The sequence below is a fragment of the Ignavibacterium sp. genome (assembly GCF_025998815.1).
Taxonomy (GTDB): Bacteria; Bacteroidota; Ignavibacteria; order Ignavibacteriales; family Ignavibacteriaceae; genus Ignavibacterium.
Genome location: NZ_AP026678.1, coordinates 1,292,453 through 1,313,064, shown reverse-complemented (window position 1 = coordinate 1,313,064; position 20,612 = coordinate 1,292,453). Strand labels below are relative to the sequence as shown.

At 33.4% G+C, this 20,612-nt stretch carries 14 protein-coding genes; 10 read left to right on the top strand and 4 right to left on the bottom strand.

Annotated features, from left to right (window positions below; genetic code table 11):
* Position 1: 1 nt before the first annotated feature.
* Genes Q0X14_RS05595 through Q0X14_RS05565 form a run of 7 tightly spaced genes read left to right on the top strand, consistent with a single transcriptional unit; the run spans position 2 to position 9,892 of the window.
* Complete coding sequence (locus Q0X14_RS05595) at positions 2–3,562, top strand: UvrD-helicase domain-containing protein (RefSeq protein ID WP_297843615.1); 3,561 nt, start codon at positions 2–4, stop codon at positions 3,560–3,562.
* 17 nt (positions 3,563–3,579) lie between these two features.
* On the top strand, positions 3,580–4,032 hold the full coding sequence (locus Q0X14_RS05590) for a hypothetical protein (protein WP_297843612.1): 453 nt from the start codon (positions 3,580–3,582) through the stop codon (positions 4,030–4,032).
* A 26-nt stretch (positions 4,033–4,058) separates the two neighbouring features.
* Positions 4,059–5,687: a spore maturation protein gene (locus tag Q0X14_RS05585; RefSeq protein WP_297843610.1), complete on the top strand. Its 1,629-nt coding sequence runs from the start codon at positions 4,059–4,061 to the stop codon at positions 5,685–5,687.
* A complete protein-coding gene (locus tag Q0X14_RS05580) occupies positions 5,680–6,642 on the top strand; it encodes a D-glycerate dehydrogenase (protein WP_297843608.1) in 963 nt (320 codons plus the stop codon). Before Q0X14_RS05585 ends, Q0X14_RS05580 begins: the two co-directional genes overlap by 8 nt.
* A 55-nt stretch (positions 6,643–6,697) precedes the next feature.
* Entirely contained in the window at positions 6,698–7,819 is a 1,122-nt protein-coding gene (gene ald, locus Q0X14_RS05575; protein WP_297843605.1) for an alanine dehydrogenase, read from the top strand.
* 21 nt (positions 7,820–7,840) lie between these two features.
* Positions 7,841–9,196: an acetyl-CoA hydrolase/transferase C-terminal domain-containing protein gene (locus Q0X14_RS05570; protein WP_297843602.1), complete on the top strand. Its 1,356-nt coding sequence runs from the start codon at positions 7,841–7,843 to the stop codon at positions 9,194–9,196.
* Positions 9,197–9,202: 6 nt separating this feature from the next.
* Entirely contained in the window at positions 9,203–9,892 is a 690-nt protein-coding gene (locus tag Q0X14_RS05565; RefSeq protein ID WP_297843599.1) for a metallophosphoesterase, read from the top strand.
* On the opposite strand, the gene Q0X14_RS05560 is transcribed toward Q0X14_RS05565, so the two are convergent.
* The 3 genes from Q0X14_RS05560 to groES form a co-directional block, all read right to left on the bottom strand.
* A complete protein-coding gene (locus Q0X14_RS05560) occupies positions 9,889–13,734 on the bottom strand; it encodes an AAA family ATPase (protein WP_297843596.1) in 3,846 nt (1,281 codons plus the stop codon). The genes Q0X14_RS05565 and Q0X14_RS05560 overlap by 4 nt on opposite strands.
* Before the next feature lie 121 nt (positions 13,735–13,855).
* On the bottom strand, positions 13,856–15,484 hold the full coding sequence (gene groL / locus Q0X14_RS05555; protein WP_297843593.1) for a chaperonin GroEL: 1,629 nt from the start codon (positions 15,482–15,484) through the stop codon (positions 13,856–13,858).
* 22 nt (positions 15,485–15,506) lie between these two features.
* Positions 15,507–15,806: a co-chaperone GroES gene (groES, locus tag Q0X14_RS05550; protein WP_014561032.1), complete on the bottom strand. Its 300-nt coding sequence runs from the start codon at positions 15,804–15,806 to the stop codon at positions 15,507–15,509.
* A gap of 152 nt (positions 15,807–15,958) precedes the next feature.
* Here groES and Q0X14_RS05545 point away from each other — a divergent pair, with 152 nt between their 5' ends.
* Positions 15,959–16,756, top strand: coding sequence for a CPBP family intramembrane glutamic endopeptidase (locus Q0X14_RS05545; RefSeq protein WP_297843589.1), 798 nt, complete (start codon positions 15,959–15,961; stop codon positions 16,754–16,756).
* Between the two features lie 11 nt (positions 16,757–16,767).
* On the top strand, positions 16,768–17,484 hold the full coding sequence (locus tag Q0X14_RS05540) for a pyridoxine 5'-phosphate synthase (RefSeq protein WP_297843586.1): 717 nt from the start codon (positions 16,768–16,770) through the stop codon (positions 17,482–17,484).
* 260 nt (positions 17,485–17,744) lie between these two features.
* On the opposite strand, the gene Q0X14_RS05535 is transcribed toward Q0X14_RS05540, so the two are convergent.
* Positions 17,745–18,974 (bottom strand): anion transporter, encoded by a 1,230-nt coding sequence (locus Q0X14_RS05535; protein WP_297843583.1) that lies wholly within the window; start codon positions 18,972–18,974, stop codon positions 17,745–17,747.
* Positions 18,975–19,084: 110 nt separating this feature from the next.
* On the opposite strand from Q0X14_RS05535, the gene Q0X14_RS05530 reads away from it, so the two are divergent.
* Positions 19,085–20,608, top strand: a complete 1,524-nt coding sequence (locus Q0X14_RS05530) for an AbgT family transporter (RefSeq protein WP_297843580.1) — start codon at positions 19,085–19,087, stop codon at positions 20,606–20,608.
* Positions 20,609–20,612: the final 4 nt, after the last annotated feature.

Here is a 20,612-nt window from a genome sequence, read left to right as displayed (position 1 = left end):
TATGCTGACACCACATCAACAACGGGCTGTAACTCTTGATGATCATCTTGCATTAACTGCAAATGCAGGTTCAGGTAAAACATTTGTATTAAGCAGAAAATATCTTGAAGCTGCAATTAAACTTGATGGACAAGTCTCTTCAATCGCTGCGATTACTTTTACTGAAAAAGCTGCAAGTGAACTCTATCAGAAAATATCAGAACTAATTGATACTGAAATTAAAAATGCAAAAGATTATACGAGAATTAAAGTACTTGAAAAAATCAGACGGAATCTTGTATCGGCTTATATCTCTACAATTCATTCTTTTTGCATTGATATACTTCGTGAGTTTCCTGTAGAAGCCGGTATTGATGCAAACTTTACACCCATTGATCAATCACTTGCGAATGAACTTCTCGAATTAGCAGTCGAAGAAACTATAGATGAATATTTCAATGATCCTTCTCGTTCTGAAATTGTTAAGAGACTGTTACGGTACTTCTCAAGAAAATCAGTTCTTCAAAAAGAATTGATGAGCTTGATTGATGACAGAAAAAATGTTTTGAAAGTAAAAGAGGAGATTTATTCTAAATCAGATGAAGAAATTATAAAAAACTTCAATGAAAAATTTGAAATTATCTTCAATGAAATCTGGAGCTATTATGAGAATGATTTTATCCATTCATTAAAAAAAATTAATAACTCAGTACTAGCCAATAATCCCAAAAGTGAATTTGCACCAACAATAAAATTCTATATTGATAAATTTGAAAAAAACAAAAACCCGATTGAACTTCTTATAAACATACGGGAACATCTTCTTACAGATAAACTTCAGGTAAGAAAGCAGAAATATTTAGTGAAAGATTTACAGGATTCACTTACAACAGAAATAAGAATTTGTGAGAAGACATTTAGTGAACTTGAAATGTTTACACGAGTTTCTGATGGTGAGCTTTATCCTGATTTGATAAAGCTTGGTAGAGAAATGTTAATGCTTTTTGACCGTGCACTTCAGTTATATCAATTTAAAAAGAAAGAAGAATCTTACATTGACTTTGAAGATATTTTATTGTCCACAAAAGAATTACTGAAAAATCAGGATGTGCAAAACTATCTTAGCACAAAATTCAAATATCTGATGGTTGATGAATTTCAGGATACAAATGAACTTCAGTATGAAATTTTTCTTCCGATACTTGATTATCTGAAATCCGGCAAACTATTTATCGTTGGTGATGAAAAGCAAAGTATCTACAAATTCCGCGATGCGGAGCTGGAGATTTTTTACAAAACAAAAGATGACATTGTCAGAGAAAGAAACATTTCGCATCTGATGGAACTGCCTGATAGTTTCAGGATGAATGAAGAAATATGTCTTTTTACAAATTTTATTTTTAACAGATTGTTTGAGAGAGATATTCCTCTGTTTGGTGAATTAAAAAATGTTCCGATTGTTTGCGCAAAAAAGAAAGAGCGTAAAGGTGAGATTAGTTTTCTTATTTCAAAATGTGAAGATGATAAACCTACACAAGCTGAACTTGTTGCTGATAAAATTATTCAGCTTGTGAGTACTGAGAATTATAATTTTGGTGATATAACAATACTTGTGAGAAAAAGAAAATCTTTTGATGATCTTGAAGCAATTTTTATTAAACGTGGAATTCCTTACTCAATCATCGGCGGAAGAGGATTTTATCAGAAACAAGTGATTAACGACATTCACAACTATCTTGCATTTTTACTTAATCAGGAAAATGATGCAGCGCTGGTTGGAATTCTAAGATCACCTTTCTTTACAATACCTGACACCACGATTTTTGAAATATCACTTCAGCCAGGAAAAAGTTTTTATGATAAACTAAAAAACTTTCCCGATAACGGCCGGCTGGAAAAAGTAAAACGGGTTCTTCAAACTCATATCGATTTAAGTGCTTCGCTTCAATTAACTCAATTATTAAATCAGATACTATCAGACACTGATTATCTTGCAGTAATTTATAATCGTATAGATGGCGAACAGGAAATCGCAAACATCAAGAAATTACTTTCAATTTCAAGAAGCTTTGATTCAAAAGGTTATCGTAATCTTTATGATTTTGTCAATACACTTTCAGAGTCCATTTCTAGGGTCGAAGATGAACCTCAGGCAGCAGTTAGCACAGCACTCAATGCAGTTCAGTTAATGACTGTTCATCAGGCAAAAGGACTCGAGTTTCCGGTTGTGTTTTTATTCAAAGCAGAAGACTACGGACAAACTGCAAAGATAAAATCCAAATCAATTTTTGTTAATAAAAATTTGGGGCTGCTTGCAAAAGTTCAGAATCCAAATAATCCAACTGGCGAATATGTTGCACTTCCTATCACACAGTTAAATGATTTTATAGAAAAGAAAAAAAATCTGGCTGAGATTAAACGACTTTTATATGTTGCAATTACGCGAGCAAAAGAGAAACTTTTTATTTCGGCTGATTTGAAAGAAGATAAAGAACCTAATAAAGAATCATTTATTTATTTACTTAAAGAGGCACTGAATTGTGATTTTGAAAATTATATTGTAATTAAAGATGAACTTGAGTTTTTATTTGAGAAGGAAAATAAATTCTTTAATGAAAAGAAAACTCTTGAGTTAAAGATTCCAGTTATTCATAATCTTGATGCAACTGTTGAAAAGCTTGAACAAATAGTTGATAATCAAACTCAAAAAAAATATTTAATTCAGAAATATCCGGAAAAAGAGAAAAGTCAGATAATTTCTGCAACCAGAATTTCAGTTTACTCTCAATGTCCGTTGAAATATCATCTTACATATAATCTCGGTTTTGCATTACTTAATAAAATTCTGCCGCAGTGGAAAGAGGTTTCAGGATTTAATGAAGAATTTTATTTCGATGAAGAAAATTATTCTGACAATTTTGTCGAAAATGAAAATGAAACAGTAACTGCACTTAAAAGCACTTCGCTCAGATCAGAAAAAATAGGTGAACTAATTCATAAAATATTACAACTCGAGCTTGATGAATCGGAAACATTAAGTTTTATAAAAAGTCAGGTAAAGCAAATTGATACTGTTGAAAAATCAGCCGAAGAAACAATAAATCAAATTTCTGATTTGATTAAGACTTTCAGGGAATCTGAAGTTTTTAGGGAAATTTCTGCTTATAAAAATTATAAAAATGAATTTGAGATTTATCTGAAGCAAAATTCATACTTTCTTCACGGAATTTTGGATAAAATAATTTTCGAAAAAGGCAAAATTTTAATTATAGATTATAAGACAGATGATGTTGATGAAAAATCTGCATCACATAAGTTTGAAGAATATTCAAACCAATTAAAATTTTATTTATATATTTCGTCACATTTATTTAAGGATTATGAGAAATTTGAGGCAAGGTTAATTTTTTTAAGAAAGCCGGAATTTAATTTCACTTTAAGATATTCATCTGAAAATATTTCTGAATTAAAGAATGAAATTTCTGCAAAGATAGAGGGAATCGTAAGCAATTCATTTACAAAAAATTTAGATCACTGTAGTCTTTGCCAATTTTCAACAAAAGGAAATTGTGTAGTTAATTAAAGTACTTAAGGAATTTTATGCAAAGAAATCAAATAATAATCCGCGATATAAAAGAGATTGAAAAAGATATCAACGAAGCACTAACTGGCGTTGCTTCAATGCTTCTTGATACAGACAAAATTTATCAAGTTCCGACAAATTTTATTTATCTCGACAAAAATATTTTTGTTTACCTTGATAAGAATGAAGAAGCCTTCGAAAGTATAAAGTTTAACAGCCCGGCAAGTTTTTCAATTGTAAAATCAGAAAAACAGGGCGGTAAAGAAATTACATATCGTCTTAAATCAATAACGATAAACGGTGAGATAAGAATTGTAGATGAACAAAAGCTAATTGATCAGATAAAAGAAATGTATAGACTAAAATATTCTTCGCGTCTTTCATCTGATGAATACGAAGTTCCTGAAAATTTTATTGTTTGTATTATCGACACTTCGGAGATAAAAGCTCTAATAGAAGAAGGCAACTAATTTCCTAATTAACCGCGAGGTTAGTATTGCTAAATTATGTCTGGCTCGCATTAATTCTGCTGGGATTTGCTTCGGCAGTTTATCTTGATGTTTCTGACATCTCATCAAATAAATTCCGCAATGATGAACAGCTTGAATGTATTGTTTCATTTGCATCCGAGTTTCGAAATCAAAATTCCTTTGATACAAAAATTTTAATCAGCAAAAAAACTTTTTCAGAATTTTACGGACAATCAATTGAAAATGATTTAACCATTCCGGTAAAGCTTACCAAAACAAATCAGAAAGATATTTATCAGTCATTTATCAAAATTGATAATTCTTTTCCTGATATCTGGAGGGAAATTGCTGCTGCTTCAGGAAAAGACGATGATTTAATTGGCAAAGTTCATCTCACTTCTCCGATTGATAGCGCAAAGTATTCTGCAAAAATTACTCTTCAGTCAGTCAGTTTTGTATTTCTGAAAAAAGTAACTAACGAAGCAATAAAAATTGCAGGCACAGCTGTTGAAATTGCTCTTGGACTAATTGGTTTAATGGCAATGTGGCTTGGTGTAATGAAAGTTGCTGAAGATGCAGGATTAATAAAAATCATTGCAAACTTCATTAAACCTGTTACGAAAAGAATATTTCCTGAAATTCCACCTGATCATCCTGCAATTGGTTCAATGGTGATGAATATCTCTGCTAATATGTTAGGATTAGGTAATGCAGCAACTCCGTTTGGTTTGAAAGCTATGGAAGAACTTGATACTCTTAATCCAAACAAAGGAACTGCAACTAATTCGATGATAACTTTTCTTGCAATAAACACGGCAGGATTAACTCTCATTCCGGCAACAGCAATAGCTGTTCGTGCAGCTGCAAGTAGCTCTGATCCAACAATTATTATCGGTACAACTATGTTTGCTGCTTTCTGTGCCACACTTACCGGCTTAACCACAGCAAAATTGTTTCATCTTATTTCTGCGGGAAAAGAAAAATTCCTTGAGACGATAAAAAAGAATCTGAAAAAAATCTTGTTAGTGTTATTAGTTATTATTTCTTTGGTAGCAATTTCTTCGGTTGGCGCGTTCAAATTCTTATCATTCATATTTAATGATACATCATTTAGTATATTCAAAAAAACGATTGAAGTTATATCCGTAATTGCAATTCCCGTAATCATAGTAGCGTTCATTGGTTTTGGAGCTTACAAAAAAGTAAAAGTTTATGAACAATTTGTAGAAGGCGCTAAAGAAGGATTCAATATTGCAGTAAGAATAATTCCTTATTTAGTTGCAATGTTGGTTGCAATTGCAATTTTCCGGGCTGGTGGTGCAATGAACAATTGGCTTGTACCAATTCTCAAAATCATTACTGATCCTCTTGGAATGCCTGCGGAAGCATTGCCGATGGCTTTGATGCGTCCTTTATCCGGAAGTGGTTCACTTGGAATAATGGCTGAGATTATGAAAGTTCATGGTCCGGATTCATTTATCGGGATTTTGGTTTCCACATTCTTCGGAAGTACAGAGACAACTTTTTATGTACTTGCTGTTTATTTCGGAGCAGTAAATGTTAAAAACACAAGATACGCTCTTCCTGTTGGATTGATTGCAGATGTTGCTGGCATTATTGCAGCATTATTCATTGTAACTTTATTATATGGATAAGAAAAAAGTTTTTATTACATACCTGATTCCTGAGATTGGAATAGAATTAATCCGAAAAAAAGGATTTGATGTAAAAGTTTATTCGAAAGAAAAACTTATTAGTCGACAGGAGTTAATTAAAAATGTAAAAGATGCTGATGCAGTTATTTCATTACTTACAGATAAAATTGACAAAGATGTAATTGATCAAATGAAGCGATGTAAAATTATTGCAAACTATGCTGTCGGCTTTAATAATATTGATATTGAATACGCAAGAAGAAAAAATATAATTGTAACTAACACTCCTGATGTCCTTACCGATTCAACAGCAGATTTAGCGATGACTTTAGTGCTTGCCTGTGCACGAAGATTAAATGAAGGTGAAAAAATGGTAAGACAGCGGAAGTTTAAAGGATGGCGTCCAAAGCTATTACTTGGATATGAACTTAAAGGTAAAACTTTTGGAATTATTGGAATGGGTCGCATTGGATTTGCTGTTGCTAAAAGAGCTTATGCGTTTGGTTGCAGAATAATTTATTATTCGAATAAAAAAAATCCTGATGCTGAAAATTTACTGAATGCCAAAAAGGTATCTCTGACATCGCTTATGAAAAATTCCGATATCATTTCATTACATGTTCCACTAACCAATAAAACCAAAAATCTGATAAACTCAGAGATGCTTGATTTAATGAAACGGAATGCAATTTTTATAAACACTGCAAGAGGAGAAGTAGTTGATGAAAAATATCTGATTGAAATACTTCGCGAGAGAAAAATATTTTCAGCTGGCTTCGATGTTTATGAAAATGAACCAGATATAAATCCGGAATTATTAAAACTTGATAATGTTGTTTTACTTCCACACATCGGAAGTGCGACTCACGAAGCAAGAAATGCAATGTCAGAATTAGCAGCAAAAAATGTTATTGCAGTTTTAAGCGGAAAAAATCCACTCACTCCAGTTAACTGAATTTTCGGACATTAACATTTAGTATATTTACAAACAAAAATAAAAAGATTTAGCTATGAGATTTGGCATTCCAAAAGAGACACAGTTCGAAGAAAAAAGAGTAGCACTCACACCTGCTGGTGTTGATGCACTCGTTCGGGCTGGACATACAGTTTATATCCAAAGTGGTGCTGGAGAAGGAAGTCATTTCCTCGACGAAGAGTATAGAAAAATCGGGGCACAAATTGTTTATTCTGCTGAAGAAGTTTTCGGACGAGCTGAAGTTGTTGTGAAAGTTGCACCATTAAGTGAACAGGAAGCAGAAATGCTTCAGGAAAATCAGATACTCTTTTCATTCCTTCATCTCGCTGTTGGGAAGAGAAAAGTACTGGACACATTGCTTCGTAAAAGAATCACTGCCATTGGTTATGAGCTGATTGAACAGGATAACCGGTTACCTGTACTTCATTCGATGAGTGAAATTGCCGGTCAGCTTGCTATTCAGAATGCTGAAAGACAACTTGAAACATTCAGTAAAGGTGGACGTGGCATATTGCTCGGTGGAATTACAGGTGTTGCACCTGCAGCTGTTGTAATTCTGGGCGCTGGTGTTGTCGGTGTTACTGCCGCCGCTGCAGCTTTAGGAAGAGGTGCACAGGTAATTGTGCTTGATAAAGATTTGAACAGGTTAAGACAGATTGATGTCAATTTCAGAAAAAGAATTACTACAGTTGTCGCAAATCCATATACAATTTCACGCGGAGTAAAATTCGCAGATGTGTTCATCGGTGCAGTTTTGATTAAAGGAGAAAAAGCACCGCACCTTGTTACAGAGGAGATGGTTAAACAGATGAAAAAAGGTGCCGTTATTGTTGATGTTTCAATTGACCAGGGCGGATGTGTAGAGACGAGTCATATTACAACACTTTCTGATCCTGTTTATATTATGCACGATGTAATTCATTATTGTGTTCCAAATATGCCTGCGTTAGTTTCAAGAACTGCAAGTTACGGATTGAACAATGCTTCTTTAGAATACTTAATGAACATTGCAGAAAATGGCTTAACAAATGCTTTACTCTCGGATGCTGGTTTAGCAAAAGGAGTATGTACACATAATGGTTATTGTTCGAATGAATCCATAGCACACAATTTTAATATTGAATTCAGAAAGCTTCATTTATTTTCAACAAATTGATTACAAAATATGAGTATTGATATGGCAGCCCAGGAAGAAGTTTCTTATAAGCAATTTATACCAACTAATATTTTAAGAATCTATAACAATAAACTTGTTTCTGCTGATGAAGCAGTTAAGCACATCAAGTCCGGCGATAATATAGTGGTACAACCTGGTTGTGCAGCTCCAATGGAATTAATTCGTGCTTTGGTAAGAAGAAAAGATGAACTGAAAGACATAACACTTTATCATATTCTTATTGTTGGTGATTTACCTTATCTGCATCCCGGAATGGAAAAACATTTCAAGCATAAAGCATTTTTTATCGGAGCTAATTCACGTCAGGCAGTCAATGATGGCAGAGCAGAATTTATTCCAATCTTTTTATCCGAAGTTCCTCTTCTTTTCAAAAATGGTCTAATAAAATCTGATGTTGCGTTGCTTAATGTTTCACCACCAGATGAGCATGGTTTTTGCAGCTACGGTGTTGATGTCGGAACAATTAAAACACCGGCAGAAAAATCAAAATTGATTATCGCACAAATTAATCGCCATCAGCCAAGAACGCTTGGTGATAGTTTTATTCATATCAATAAAATAAACTACATTGTAGAATACGATGAACCTATTCACGAACTTCCTCAGGTAGATCCAAATGCTACTAAAGATGAGCTCGAAGTTTTTGATAAAATTGGAAGTTACATCGCTGATCTGGTTGAAGATGGTTCAACCTTACAGATGGGTATCGGTGCAATTCCTGATTCAGTTATGAGATATCTGCATAACAAAAAAGATTTGGGCATTCACACCGAAATGTTTTCAGATGGAATAATTGAATTAGTAGAGCAGGGAATAATTAACGGTGAGAAGAAGACTTTGCATCCGGGAAAAATTATTGCAGGATTTGTTTTAGGAACCAGGAAAGTTTATGATTTTATAGATAACAATCCGATAATCGAATTTCATCCCCAGGAATACGTTAATGATCCGTTCATAATTTCTAAAAACAACAAGATGGTTGCAATCAACTCCGCAATTGAAGTTGACCTTACAGGACAGGTTTGTTCAGATTCAATCGGGACAAAATTTTATAGCGGAATAGGTGGACAAGTAGATTTCATTCGCGGTGCTGCTCGTTCCGAAGGCGGTAAACCGATAATAGCTTTGCCCTCAAGTACAAAGAATGCAACAATAAGTAGAATTGTTCCAACATTAAAACCCGGAGCCGGTGTTGTAACTTCTCGAGGCGATGTGCATTATGTTGTAACTGAGTATGGAGTTGCAGAGTTGTTTGGGAAGTCAATTCAGGAAAGAGCTAAAGCGTTAATAAACATTGCTCATCCTAATTTCAGAGACGAGTTGACAAAGTATGCTAAAGAAACTTTCCATATCTGAGTCTGAATGGTTGCAGTAATCGGAGATGTTCACGGCTGTTTTTTTACTCTCACTAAACTTATTGAAGAAGTAGAAAAAAAATATCCTCAGGCAGAAATTTATCTCGTCGGCGATTTGGTTGATCGTGGTAAGCATAGCTGTGAAGTAATGGATTTTGTAGCTGAAAGGAAAATCAAATTCACTGCAGGTAATCACGATTATATGTTTTATCATCATTTCAGATTTCCTCATTCAACACTTGCTGAAGCCTGGTTTAATAACGGTGCTGAATTTACTTTGAAATCCTATGAAAATCGTTTTGAAAGAATTCATGAACACATTGAATTAATTATTAAAGCTCCGCTTTTCTTCAATCTTGAAGATTGTTTCATATCGCACGCGGGCATATCCATCTTTTATAAAGATTTAATTAATGAAGATGTGTTAAAAGATGATTCCAAATTGGCGGAAATCCTTAAAGAAGATTTAGAAACCGATATTGGAGTTCTTTGGTACAGAGGACCTTTGCTTAATATTGGTAAACTACAGGTTGTCGGTCATACAAGAATGTTCGAACCAAGATATGTTAAGGAAAATAATTCTCTTTACATAGATACAGCAGCAATTGCAGGCAATAAACTGACAGCCGGAATTATTGATAAAAATAATATAGTAGATTTTGTCTCCGTTAAGACAGAATCAGCAGATCTTTATTAAACTAACCTGGAAATATCATCAATAGTAATTGTTACCAAATCTTCGTCAGAAAGATTTTCTTTACTCCCGATTCTTGCTTCCTGAAAAGTAATCGCTTTAAATATTAAATCCAGAACAGTTTTGGAATTTCCATTTTCAGGATTTTTTGAATAAAGATCATTAAAGATATCCAGCAACAACTGCCATGCACCTTCATCAAGTTGGTAACCATATTGTTGTGTGAGGTTGAGAGCTATTTCAAGCATTTCACGAGGAGTATAATTATTAAACTGAAAAGTATTTGTAAAAAATGTTTTTAATTCAGGGTACGTATTCAGAATTTTCTCAATTTCTGTTTTTGTATCAGAAAGAATTAACACAAATTTATCATTATAATGTTTTAATAAACTTAAAGTGGTATTAAAGAAATTGTTAATCGATGAATCTTTAATTGAAAAAAATTGTCCTGCATAATTCAGCACAATAACTTTTCCGTCAAAAAGTGTAAGCAAATTTTCTATAGTCAAATTGTTTTCATTCCTGATAAAATTTTTAATTGTTAGTCTTTCAATCTCCAGCGGCTCATCGGATTTAATTAGATTCATCTCATATAAAATTTTTGCATAAATTCTTGCGATAGTTGATTTCCCGGTTCCACCTGTCCCGATGAAAAGTCCGTGTAGATTTCTCGGGAGAACTGCCAGACCTCTTTCTTTTCTTAGTGCAGCCACTTTTTCACTGTTGATAATTCGGAATATAGTATGCTTTACATCATTCAAACCTGCGAGCATTTCTAATTCATCAAGTTGTTTTCTGATAGATGAATTATAGTCGCCTGAAGCAGTGGACTCTTTTGACTTCTCCAGTTTTATTATGTCTTCTATATCATCAGGACTAATGCTTCTATTAATTTCATCTGTTCTTTTGTTGCGAGGTATATCAGCAATTCTTAATAAATGCTTTCTCTGAATTATGTCCAAAATATTTTTTAGTAATAAAGTGTTAGGTGGATACTTATCTTTATTTCGGTAAACATGAAAGAAAAACTTACGTAAAAGTTCTTTGCTTGCTTCAGTAAGAAATAATTTTTTTTCACCAATCATAGAAATAAAAACATCCAGCATCTCATCGGGTGTGTAATCTTCAAAGTGAATTACTTTTGTGAAAAAAGTTTTAATCGGGTTAAATTCAATGGGAATATTTTCAGGGAATTCATTATCTGTTTCGACTATCACGAATATCTTACCAGCATCAGTTTGTAATCTTTTTAACAAAACCCTCACAAATTCAGAAATGATAGATGTGTTTAATTGTTTGTCAAGAAAGATTAAATCAAAATCTTTGATAAGTATAATCCCACCTTTTGCCTTGTCAAAGATTTTATTTGTAGTCTCAGCAGTCTGATAAATATTATTTCCGATGAATTGCCTTATATCAAATTCATAAAGTTCATTTTTCTGAATTAATTTTAATGAATAAAGTAATTCACTAAGATATTTTGCTGCTATACTCTGTCCTGCAAAATTTTTCCCTGCAAAGATGAAGTGGAAATTGATTTTATCGGATAAATTCTCACCTTCCTCTAAATAATACTTTGCCAATTTTACAAGCTCATTTGTTTCTTGCTTGAAGTTATCGAGCCCAATAAGATTATTTATTTTTTCTAATATTCTGTCAACTGATTTTATATCAGAATTATTTGCTGGATTGATTTCACCAATTTTTTCAAAAGCATTTTTCAGATCTTCCAGACTTATTTTATTTAGTGAAAATCTGAGTCTCTCTTCCTCATTAACTGATTGATATCGTTTACTCAGTTGTATTTTACTTTCGGAAAATATTTTTCTAATAAGTCTTGCATTGCCAAAAGATTCATCCCTGTGCTTATAAATATCTTCCAATTGTTTTATCAAAAATTTTTCTGCCTCACTTTCGAGTTCGTATTCTTCTTTAGAAGCGAAGAGTTTAAATATCTGTACAAGTTGTGAAGGAGTATAATCATCAAATGAGAAAGTATGCGTAAATCTTGACCTAAGTCCCGGATTGGATTCAATAAACTCATTCATCAAAGATGGATAGCCAGCGGCAATTACAATAAATTTCCCTTTGTGATCTTCCATTCTTTTCAATAAGGTATCAATGGCTTCCTGTCCAAAGTCTGATGAGACATTTGATTTCTTTAATGAGTAAGCTTCATCAATAAATAAAATTCCACCCAAAGCTTCTGAAATAATTTTATCCGTTTTGATTGCAGTCTCACCAATATATTGTCCCACCAAACCTGATCGATCAACTTCTATAACATGACCATTTTCAAGAACACCCATTGACTTGAGTATTTTCCCAAGTAATCGTGCAACAGATGTTTTTCCGGTGCCCGGATTTCCGAGAAACAAACAGTGAAGTTCTAGTCTTTCGTCTGTTTTAATTCCTTTTCTTCTTCGTTCATTAACAAAATTCAAGTAGGTTAGAAAATCTACTAATGATTGCTTCAAATTATCGAGGCCAATGAATTCATACAGTTCGTTCAGCAAATTTTCCAACGAGATTGAATCTGCTTTGTGATAAGTATATAAATCAACTGAAGGGGGCTGAGATGTTTCTGATTTCAATAATTTTTCCGGGAGTACATTCTCACCATTTGCTTCGAGATTCATGATTTCTGATTCGCCAATCAAAAATTTTCTTGAACAAAGCAGCACTTCATCAAAATAAATCTCCACTTTCCCTTCGCCAGATTTCCAAAATCCGGGTAATTCTGTTCCCCAACTCTGAACAAATTCAATGTTCTCCCATTCAGGATTAAGCTCAATTTCAAAATTGTTTCTACCGGCCTCATTTTCATTCAAAAACCAGATTGCAGTACCTTTAATAATTTTATTCTCTTTCCTGAAAAATGGATTTCGAAAAATTAATTCAACTGCCAGATAAGTAAGATTGTTCTCATCAAACTGTAAAAGATATTTTCTTTTTCCGGATGTTAGACTTTCGGTTAAATCAAAAAATTTTGCTGATAAAATTTCGACTTTGCTTTCCTGAGATTTTTTTAACTCTGTTTGAGCTAAAACTTTTCTGATGTTAAGAGGTTGACTTTCTGTAGTTCGATATTTGTTAATCGTTTGAAGTTTTAATAGAGTTTCATTGAATGTTGAATTGCTATAAAAAGTGTTTTTTAATTCATTGGAATAATTTTCAGCTTCTTTAATCCGGAACAGTGAAACGAGAGATATGAAGTATAAAAGTTTAAGTTCTTCTTTGAATCTTTCACTAGCAAATTTATCAAATAAATATTTGTACACAACTGTAACGAACCAGAAATGTCCGAACTCAATTGCGGATTTACATTGCTTGAGTATCTCATTTTCATTCTGAAGAGTTTGGAAAGTGCCGGAGATTATATTAAGCGATGTCTTTATCAGATTTAATAAAAATTCTAACTCTTCATTATTCTGAGTTTCATTTTTAAGTTCTTCTATTAATTCAAGAGCTTCAAAAAATCTTTCATTTGCAGCAAAAATTTTGACCTTTAATAATAAAGCTTTAAGATCTTTTTTATTATCTGAAAGATAAAATTCATTATCAACAAGAGCTCCGTCATAAATACTCAATCGATAAAGAATGTAAGCTCTATCCAATCTTATTTCCGGAGAATTAGAAGAAATCTCAACTGCATAGTTAATAATATCCAATGCTTGAAATGGATTCAAATTTTCAAGTAGAGCTTCGGAATATAGTGAGTATGATTTAGGATTTTCAGGAAAAGTATCAACAAGTTTTTTGGATGTAATTAGTGCAAGTTTATATCGTTTCAGTTTAAGGTGTTCGATAACTTCTTTAGTTAGTTCGGAATAATTACTGTTCATTTAAAAAAATCCAAATCAGTTATGTTGAATATAAGAAAATTCACAGACTGAACATTAAAATAAAAAAGGCGAGGAAAAATTAATCCTCGCCTTGTCCAACCAACCAACAATAAAGGAGCTATTAATAGTCCATTCCGCCCATACCACCGTGTGGCATAGCAGGAGCTGGCTCTTTCTCTTTCTTCTCGTAAACAACAGCTTCTGTTGTAATGAGAAGTGAAGAAACTGATGCTGCGTTTTCCAAAGCAGTTCTGGTTACCTTTGTAGGATCTATAACACCTGCTTTGATAAGATTTTCATATTGTTCGGTAGCAGCATTAAATCCAAAGTCATCTTTACCTTCTTTAACTTTCTGAAGAACAACTGAACCTTCGAGACCAGCATTGTTTACGATTTGTCTTAATGGTTCTTCCAGAGCTTTCTGAACTATTCGAATACCTGTAGTCTGGTCTTCATTCTGTCCTTCGAGTTTTTCAAGAACAGGGATTGCTCTTACTAATGCAACACCACCACCAGCAACAATACCTTCTTCAACAGCAGCACGGGTAGCATGTAAAGCATCTTCAACTCTGGCTTTTTTCTCTTTCATTTCAACTTCGGTGGATGCACCGATTTTCAGAACAGCAACTCCACCTGAAAGTTTTGCCAGTCTTTCCTGTAATTTTTCTTTGTCATAGTCAGATGTTGTTTTTTCAATCTGAGCTTTGATTTCATTTATTCTCTTTTTGATTTCTTCTGGTTTTCCGGAACCTTCAACAATTGTGGTGTTATCTTTATCAATTACAACTTTCTTTGCAGTTCCAAGATATGAAATTGTTGCATTTTCAAGTTTGAATCCTCTTTCTTCGGAAATTACTGTTCCGTTTGTAAGAACAGCAATATCTTCGAGCATAGCTTTTCTTCTGTCACCAAATCCAGGAGCTTTAACTGCGCATACTTTCAGTGTGCCACGAATTTTGTTTACCACCAAAGTTGCTAATGCTTCACCTTCAACTTCCTCTGCAATTATAAGAAGTGCACGACCTTGTTGAGCAACTTTTTCAAGAATAGGTAAAAGGTCTTTCATTGATGAGATTTTTTTGTCGTGGATTAAAATGTAAGGATCTTCAAGTATAGCTTCCATTGATTCAGGATCGGTAACAAAATATGGGGAGAGATATCCACGATCGAATTGCATACCTTCTACAACTTCTAATGAGGTCTCAGTACCTTTTGCTTCTTCAACAGTGATAACACCATCTTTACCAACTTTTTCCATTGCATCGGCAATCAAATCACCTATTGATTTGTCATTGTTAGCAGAGATAGCACCAACCTGAGCGATTTCATTTCTGCCTTCAACATCTTTGCTGATTGATTTGAGGTATTCAACAACTTTAGTTACTGCAAAGTCAATACCTCTTTTCAAATCCATTGGATTTGCACCAGCTGTAACATTTTTTAATCCTTCTCTGAAAATTGCCTGAGCTAAAACAGTAGCTGTAGTTGTTCCATCGCCTGCAACATCACTGGTTTTGGAAGCAACTTCGCGAACCATCTGTGCACCCATATTTTCAACAGGGTCTTCAAGTTCGATTTCTTTTGCAACAGTAACACCATCTTTGGTAACAGTTGGTGCACCGAATTTTTTCTCGATGATAACATTGCGGCCTTTAGGACCTAAAGTAACTTTAACAGCATCAGCAAGTTTATCAACACCGGCTTTAAGTCCGGCACGAGCTTCAGTGTTATATACAATTAATTTTGCCATAGTTCTTACCTCTTATTTTTTCTTATTTATTAATAATTCCGAAAATATCACTCTCGCGCATGATGAGATATTCCTCACCATCAATTGTTACTTCAGTACCGCTGTATTTTCCGTAAAGCACTCTGTCACCTACCTTTACTTCCGGTTTAATCAGTTTTCCATCATCACTTGTTTTTCCTGGACCAACAGCAACAACAGTTCCTTCAATTGGTTTTTCTTTAGCGGTATCGGGAAGTATAATTCCTCCAGCAGTTTTTTCTTCAGCTTCTGCTGGTTTAACAACTACGCGATCAGCTAAAGGTTTTATTTTAAAATCTGCCATTTTTTACTCCTTTAATTTATTATTGATTGTGATTAGCACTCTTAAAAAGCGAGTGCTAAAATATACTTTCTGTTTAATTTTGTCAAATCTTGATGGGTTAAAAGTTGTGATTTTCTTCAAAATTTAGATATTTTTATGACAGAAATAAATTTTTGACAGAGTTAACCAAAGTGCTCAAAAAAGAGATAGAAGATTTCATTTCGACTTTAAAAGGTCTTGACAGAAAAATTGTCACTGTGTTTTTGGCTGTTGCAGTTCTCCAGACTTTCAGTTGGTATTTTACTTCAAGAAGATTTTTTCGTGAAAATTTATTTGAATACTTTCTTCAACATAAAGATCCATATCTTATCGAATACCTTTACTGGTTTTCAGGAGATTTTTTAACATTTGTTATTCCCACAATTTTTATCATCAAATTTTTTTTCAAAGAAAATATTGCAGACTATGGCTTCAGATTAGGAGAACGGAGGCAAGGATTTGTTCTAAGTATAATTTTTTTATCAGTTATGATTCCAATTATCTGGTTTGCTTCTTCTTCAAATGATTTCATTCAGAAATATCCTCATCTTTCTTCTGCAAGAGAATCGTGGAATGTTTTTATAATATATGAATTTGGAATGTTGGTGTATATGATTGGTTGGGAATTTATCTGGAGAGGATTTATGTTATTTGGTCTCGAAAAGAAATTTGGTTCTTATGCAATTTTCATTCAGATGATACCATTTGTGATTTTACATAACGGTAAACCATTTTTAGAAACACTTGGCTCAGTCCCAGGTGGCATCGCTCTGGGTTGGCTTGCTTTGAGAACCAGATCATTTTATTATTGCGTAGCAGTTCATATTGGTGTTATGTATTTAATAGATTTGATTTCTGTGATTCGATTCCGAACTAACGAATATGGAATTGGTATCGAATCAATTTTTAATATTATTGGTCACATCTTTTAAGGAGAATTTAAATGAGACTTGCAATTAATGTTGATCACATCGCCACTTTAAGAAATGCAAGAGGAGAAAGTCAGCCGGATCCTGTTACGGCTGCTTTAATTGCTGAACAAGCTGGTGCAGATGGTATTGTTGTTCATCTTCGGGAAGACAGAAGACACATAAATGAAAGAGATGTTAGATTATTAAGAGAACTAATTACTACTAAACTCGATCTTGAAATGGCTGCAACTGAAGAAATTATTAAAATAGCTTGTGATGTTGGGCCCGAGCTAGCCACAATTGTTCCAGAAAAAAGAATGGAATTGACGACTGAGGGTGGTATCAATGTAATTGATAACATTTCATTATTAAAAGATACTATTAAAGAACTACACCAATACGAAATTGAAGTATCTTTATTTATTGAACCTGATGTTAATCAGATTGATGCATCAGCTGAAATAGAAAGTGATTTTATAGAAATTCACACAGGAATTTTTGCAAATGCTTTGTCTGAAGAAGAGCAATTTGACGAACTTGACAGGATAAGAATTGCGGCAAGGCACGCAAAAAAACTAGGCTTGGGAGTAAACGCCGGACATGGTTTAAATTATTCTAATATTAAAGTCTTTAGAGAAGTTAAAGAAATTGATGAAGTAAGTATTGGTCACTCAATAATCTCCCGTGCAGTTTTTGTGGGAATGAACAAGGCAGTAAAAGAAATGATAGATTTAATCAATTTTAGGTAAAAATTATTGTTTACCTGAAATTTTTCTAATCGGAGAAATTTTGGGATTTTTAAATTTTTTCAACAAAAAATAAAGTTAAGTGCTTAATTTTTAACAAGATACGGGGATTTTTCTTTCAAAAAATTATTTTTAGTATCGGACATTTTCCTATTGCTTTATAATAAGTTGTAAATTATTTTTACAATGTCGCATGCAGAAGGTTAACCCCCAGACCTTTTGTATGGACAAACCCGATGGCTTCGGTCATCGGGTTCTTTATTTTAAAGGAGAAAAACAAGCCAGATAATCCCGACTAAAAAGGTCAGAATTGTGATTGGAATTCCACTTTTCAAATATTCGGAAAATGATATAGTTACTCCATGTCTTTTAGCTGATTCGGCAACAATCAGATTTGCTACAGAACCGAGGAGTGTAAGATTTCCCGCAAAAGTTGAAGACATAGCCAACGCCAGCCAGTAAATATCTGTATTTCCCAGTTGTTTTATTATTGGACTTAAGACTAAAACAGCCGGAACATTTGATATTAAATTGCTTAAGATCAAGGAAATAATAGAAAGATCAACCAAAGGATTATTGGTGATGACTTCAACATTTCCATTAAAGTTAGGAGAAATTAAAATCTGATTTAATAAATCCGTTACGATGAATAATCCGGAAAAGAAAACTAACAAAGACCAGTCAAGCTCTATGAAGACTCTCTCAGGTTTAATTCTTCTTGTAATTAGTAATAAAGCAGAAGCGCCTAAGGCAGATAGAGCAATTGGCAATCCTGAAATGAAAGCTACAAGCATTATGAAAAGAACGATTGAACTTTTAATCAGGAGTGGTTTGAAAATTTTCGGATGAAATACTTCAGATTCCAGATAAACCTTTACACGAAATTCTTCTTTATAAATTAAAACAATAATTGCCCATATTATAATCATTCCGAAAAAAGCAATTGGAATAAGCTTTAAAGCAAATTCAACAAAACTCAATCCGGAGAAAATTCCTATTATCATATTTTGAGGATTACCCACTATGGTTGCAACACTTCCTACATTGGCTGAAGTAGCTAATGCTATAAGATAGGGAAGAGGATTCCTTTTTAATTTCAGAACAACTTCTATTAAAAGTGGAGTAAACATTAAAACTATTGTATCATTTAGAAATAGACTCGATAAAAATCCAGATGAAAAAATTATGAGTGCTAATAATTGCTGTGGCGTTTTTGCTATGCGTATTATTCTGTTGGCTATGATATTAAAAAAACCGGAAAGTCTCAGATTAATATTTAATACCATCATTGCGAATAAAAGCATTATAGTATTTATGTCCACAAGTCGGGCGGTATCTTCCAAAGATAAATTATTAATTATTACCAGAGTTGTCGCACCAACTAATGCAATTGTTGCACGGTTCATTCGGAATCCTGGATAACTTCCGATTGCAATTCCGATTAAAGTTAATGTAATAGTGAAAATACTAAGATAATACGCTGTTTCATTCATAAAGCAGATTTACTTCTTGTTAAACCAAATTACCAATTTATCTTTGTGAAGAGAAAAAAATTACTCTATTCAATTTAGCTAAATTCTTTAGACAAAGTTATGAGGTCATATTGAATAAGAACAAAAACTCTTCAAAGTTGTTTAATAAGGTACTTGATTACATAGAGATTGTTGGAAATAAATTACCTCATCCGGCAACTTTATTTGCAATACTTGCAGTAGTTGTTGCAATTGCTTCGTTAATCGGTGACTGGTTCTCTTTAACAGCAATTCATCCTGCTGATGGTTCTGAAATAAAGGTTAAAAATTTGTTATCATCTGATGGGTTAAGATGGATTTATACTAATGTTGTACACAACTTTGTAAATTTTCCTCCGCTTGGTTATGTACTTGCAGTTATGATTGGAATTGGTGTTGCCGAAGGTTCGGGATTATTCAATTCTATGATAAGAGCTCTGGTTTTGAAAGCGCCAAGTAAATTAATTACAGGTGCTATAGTTTTTGCAGGCGTATTATCTCATTTAGCTTCTGAAGCTGGTTATGTTATTCTCATTCCTCTTGGAGCAGCAATTTATTATGCTTTAGGAAGACATCCTATGGCAGGACTTGCTGCTGCATTTTGCGGTGTTAGCGGAGGATTTGGCGCTAATTTTTTAATTGGTTCAATCGATCCGGTTCTTGCAGGACTTTCTGAATCTGCTGCAAACATTATTGATCCGAATATTAAAATAAATGCTGCAGTTAATTTTTATTTTATGTTCGTTTCAGCAATATTAATTGTTATAGTCGGAACCTGGATAACTGAAAAGATTGTTGAACCTCGTTTAAAATCATATGAAGGAAATGCTGAAAAGATATCAGTTGAGAAAATTTCGGAAGAAGAAAAGAAAGGACTTAAATGGGCTGGAGTTTCTTTAATCATTTTGGTAATTCTGCTTGCACTGACCATTATTCCTGAAAACGGATTGTTCCGAAATCCAAAGACAGGTGAAATTCTTCATTCACCTTTCTTTGATGGGATAATTACAGGAATACTGATTTTCTTTTTAATACCCGGCCTTGCCTATGGCATTGCTGTTAAGACAATAAAAAACGATAAAGATTTTATGAAGCATATCATAAAATCGATGTCAACAATGGCAACTTATATTGTTCTGGTATTCTTCGCAGCCCAGTTTGTTTACTTTTTCAGATACAGTAATCTTGGTTTAATTATCGCAATAGATGGAGCAGCTTTTCTGAAAAATATTGGATTAACCGGAATTCCACTACTCGTTGCATTTGTCCTTGTTTCAGCTTTCATAAATTTATTTATGGGAAGTGCCTCTGCTAAGTGGGCAATTATGGCTCCGGTTTTTGTACCTATGTTTATGCTACTTGGTTATCATCCTGCTTTAACACAAGCAGCATTCAGAATTGGTGACTCAGTAACCAATCTTGTAACACCAATGATGAGTTACTTCGCTCTGATAGTTGCTTTTGCTCAGAAGTATGATGAGAAATATGGAATCGGAACAATTATTTCAACGATGATTCCTTATACGGTTTTACTCACAATATTTTGGATAATTCTTTTAATTATCTGGATGTTGCTTGGATTACCACTTGGTCCGGACGGACCGCTGTATCTTTAATAAA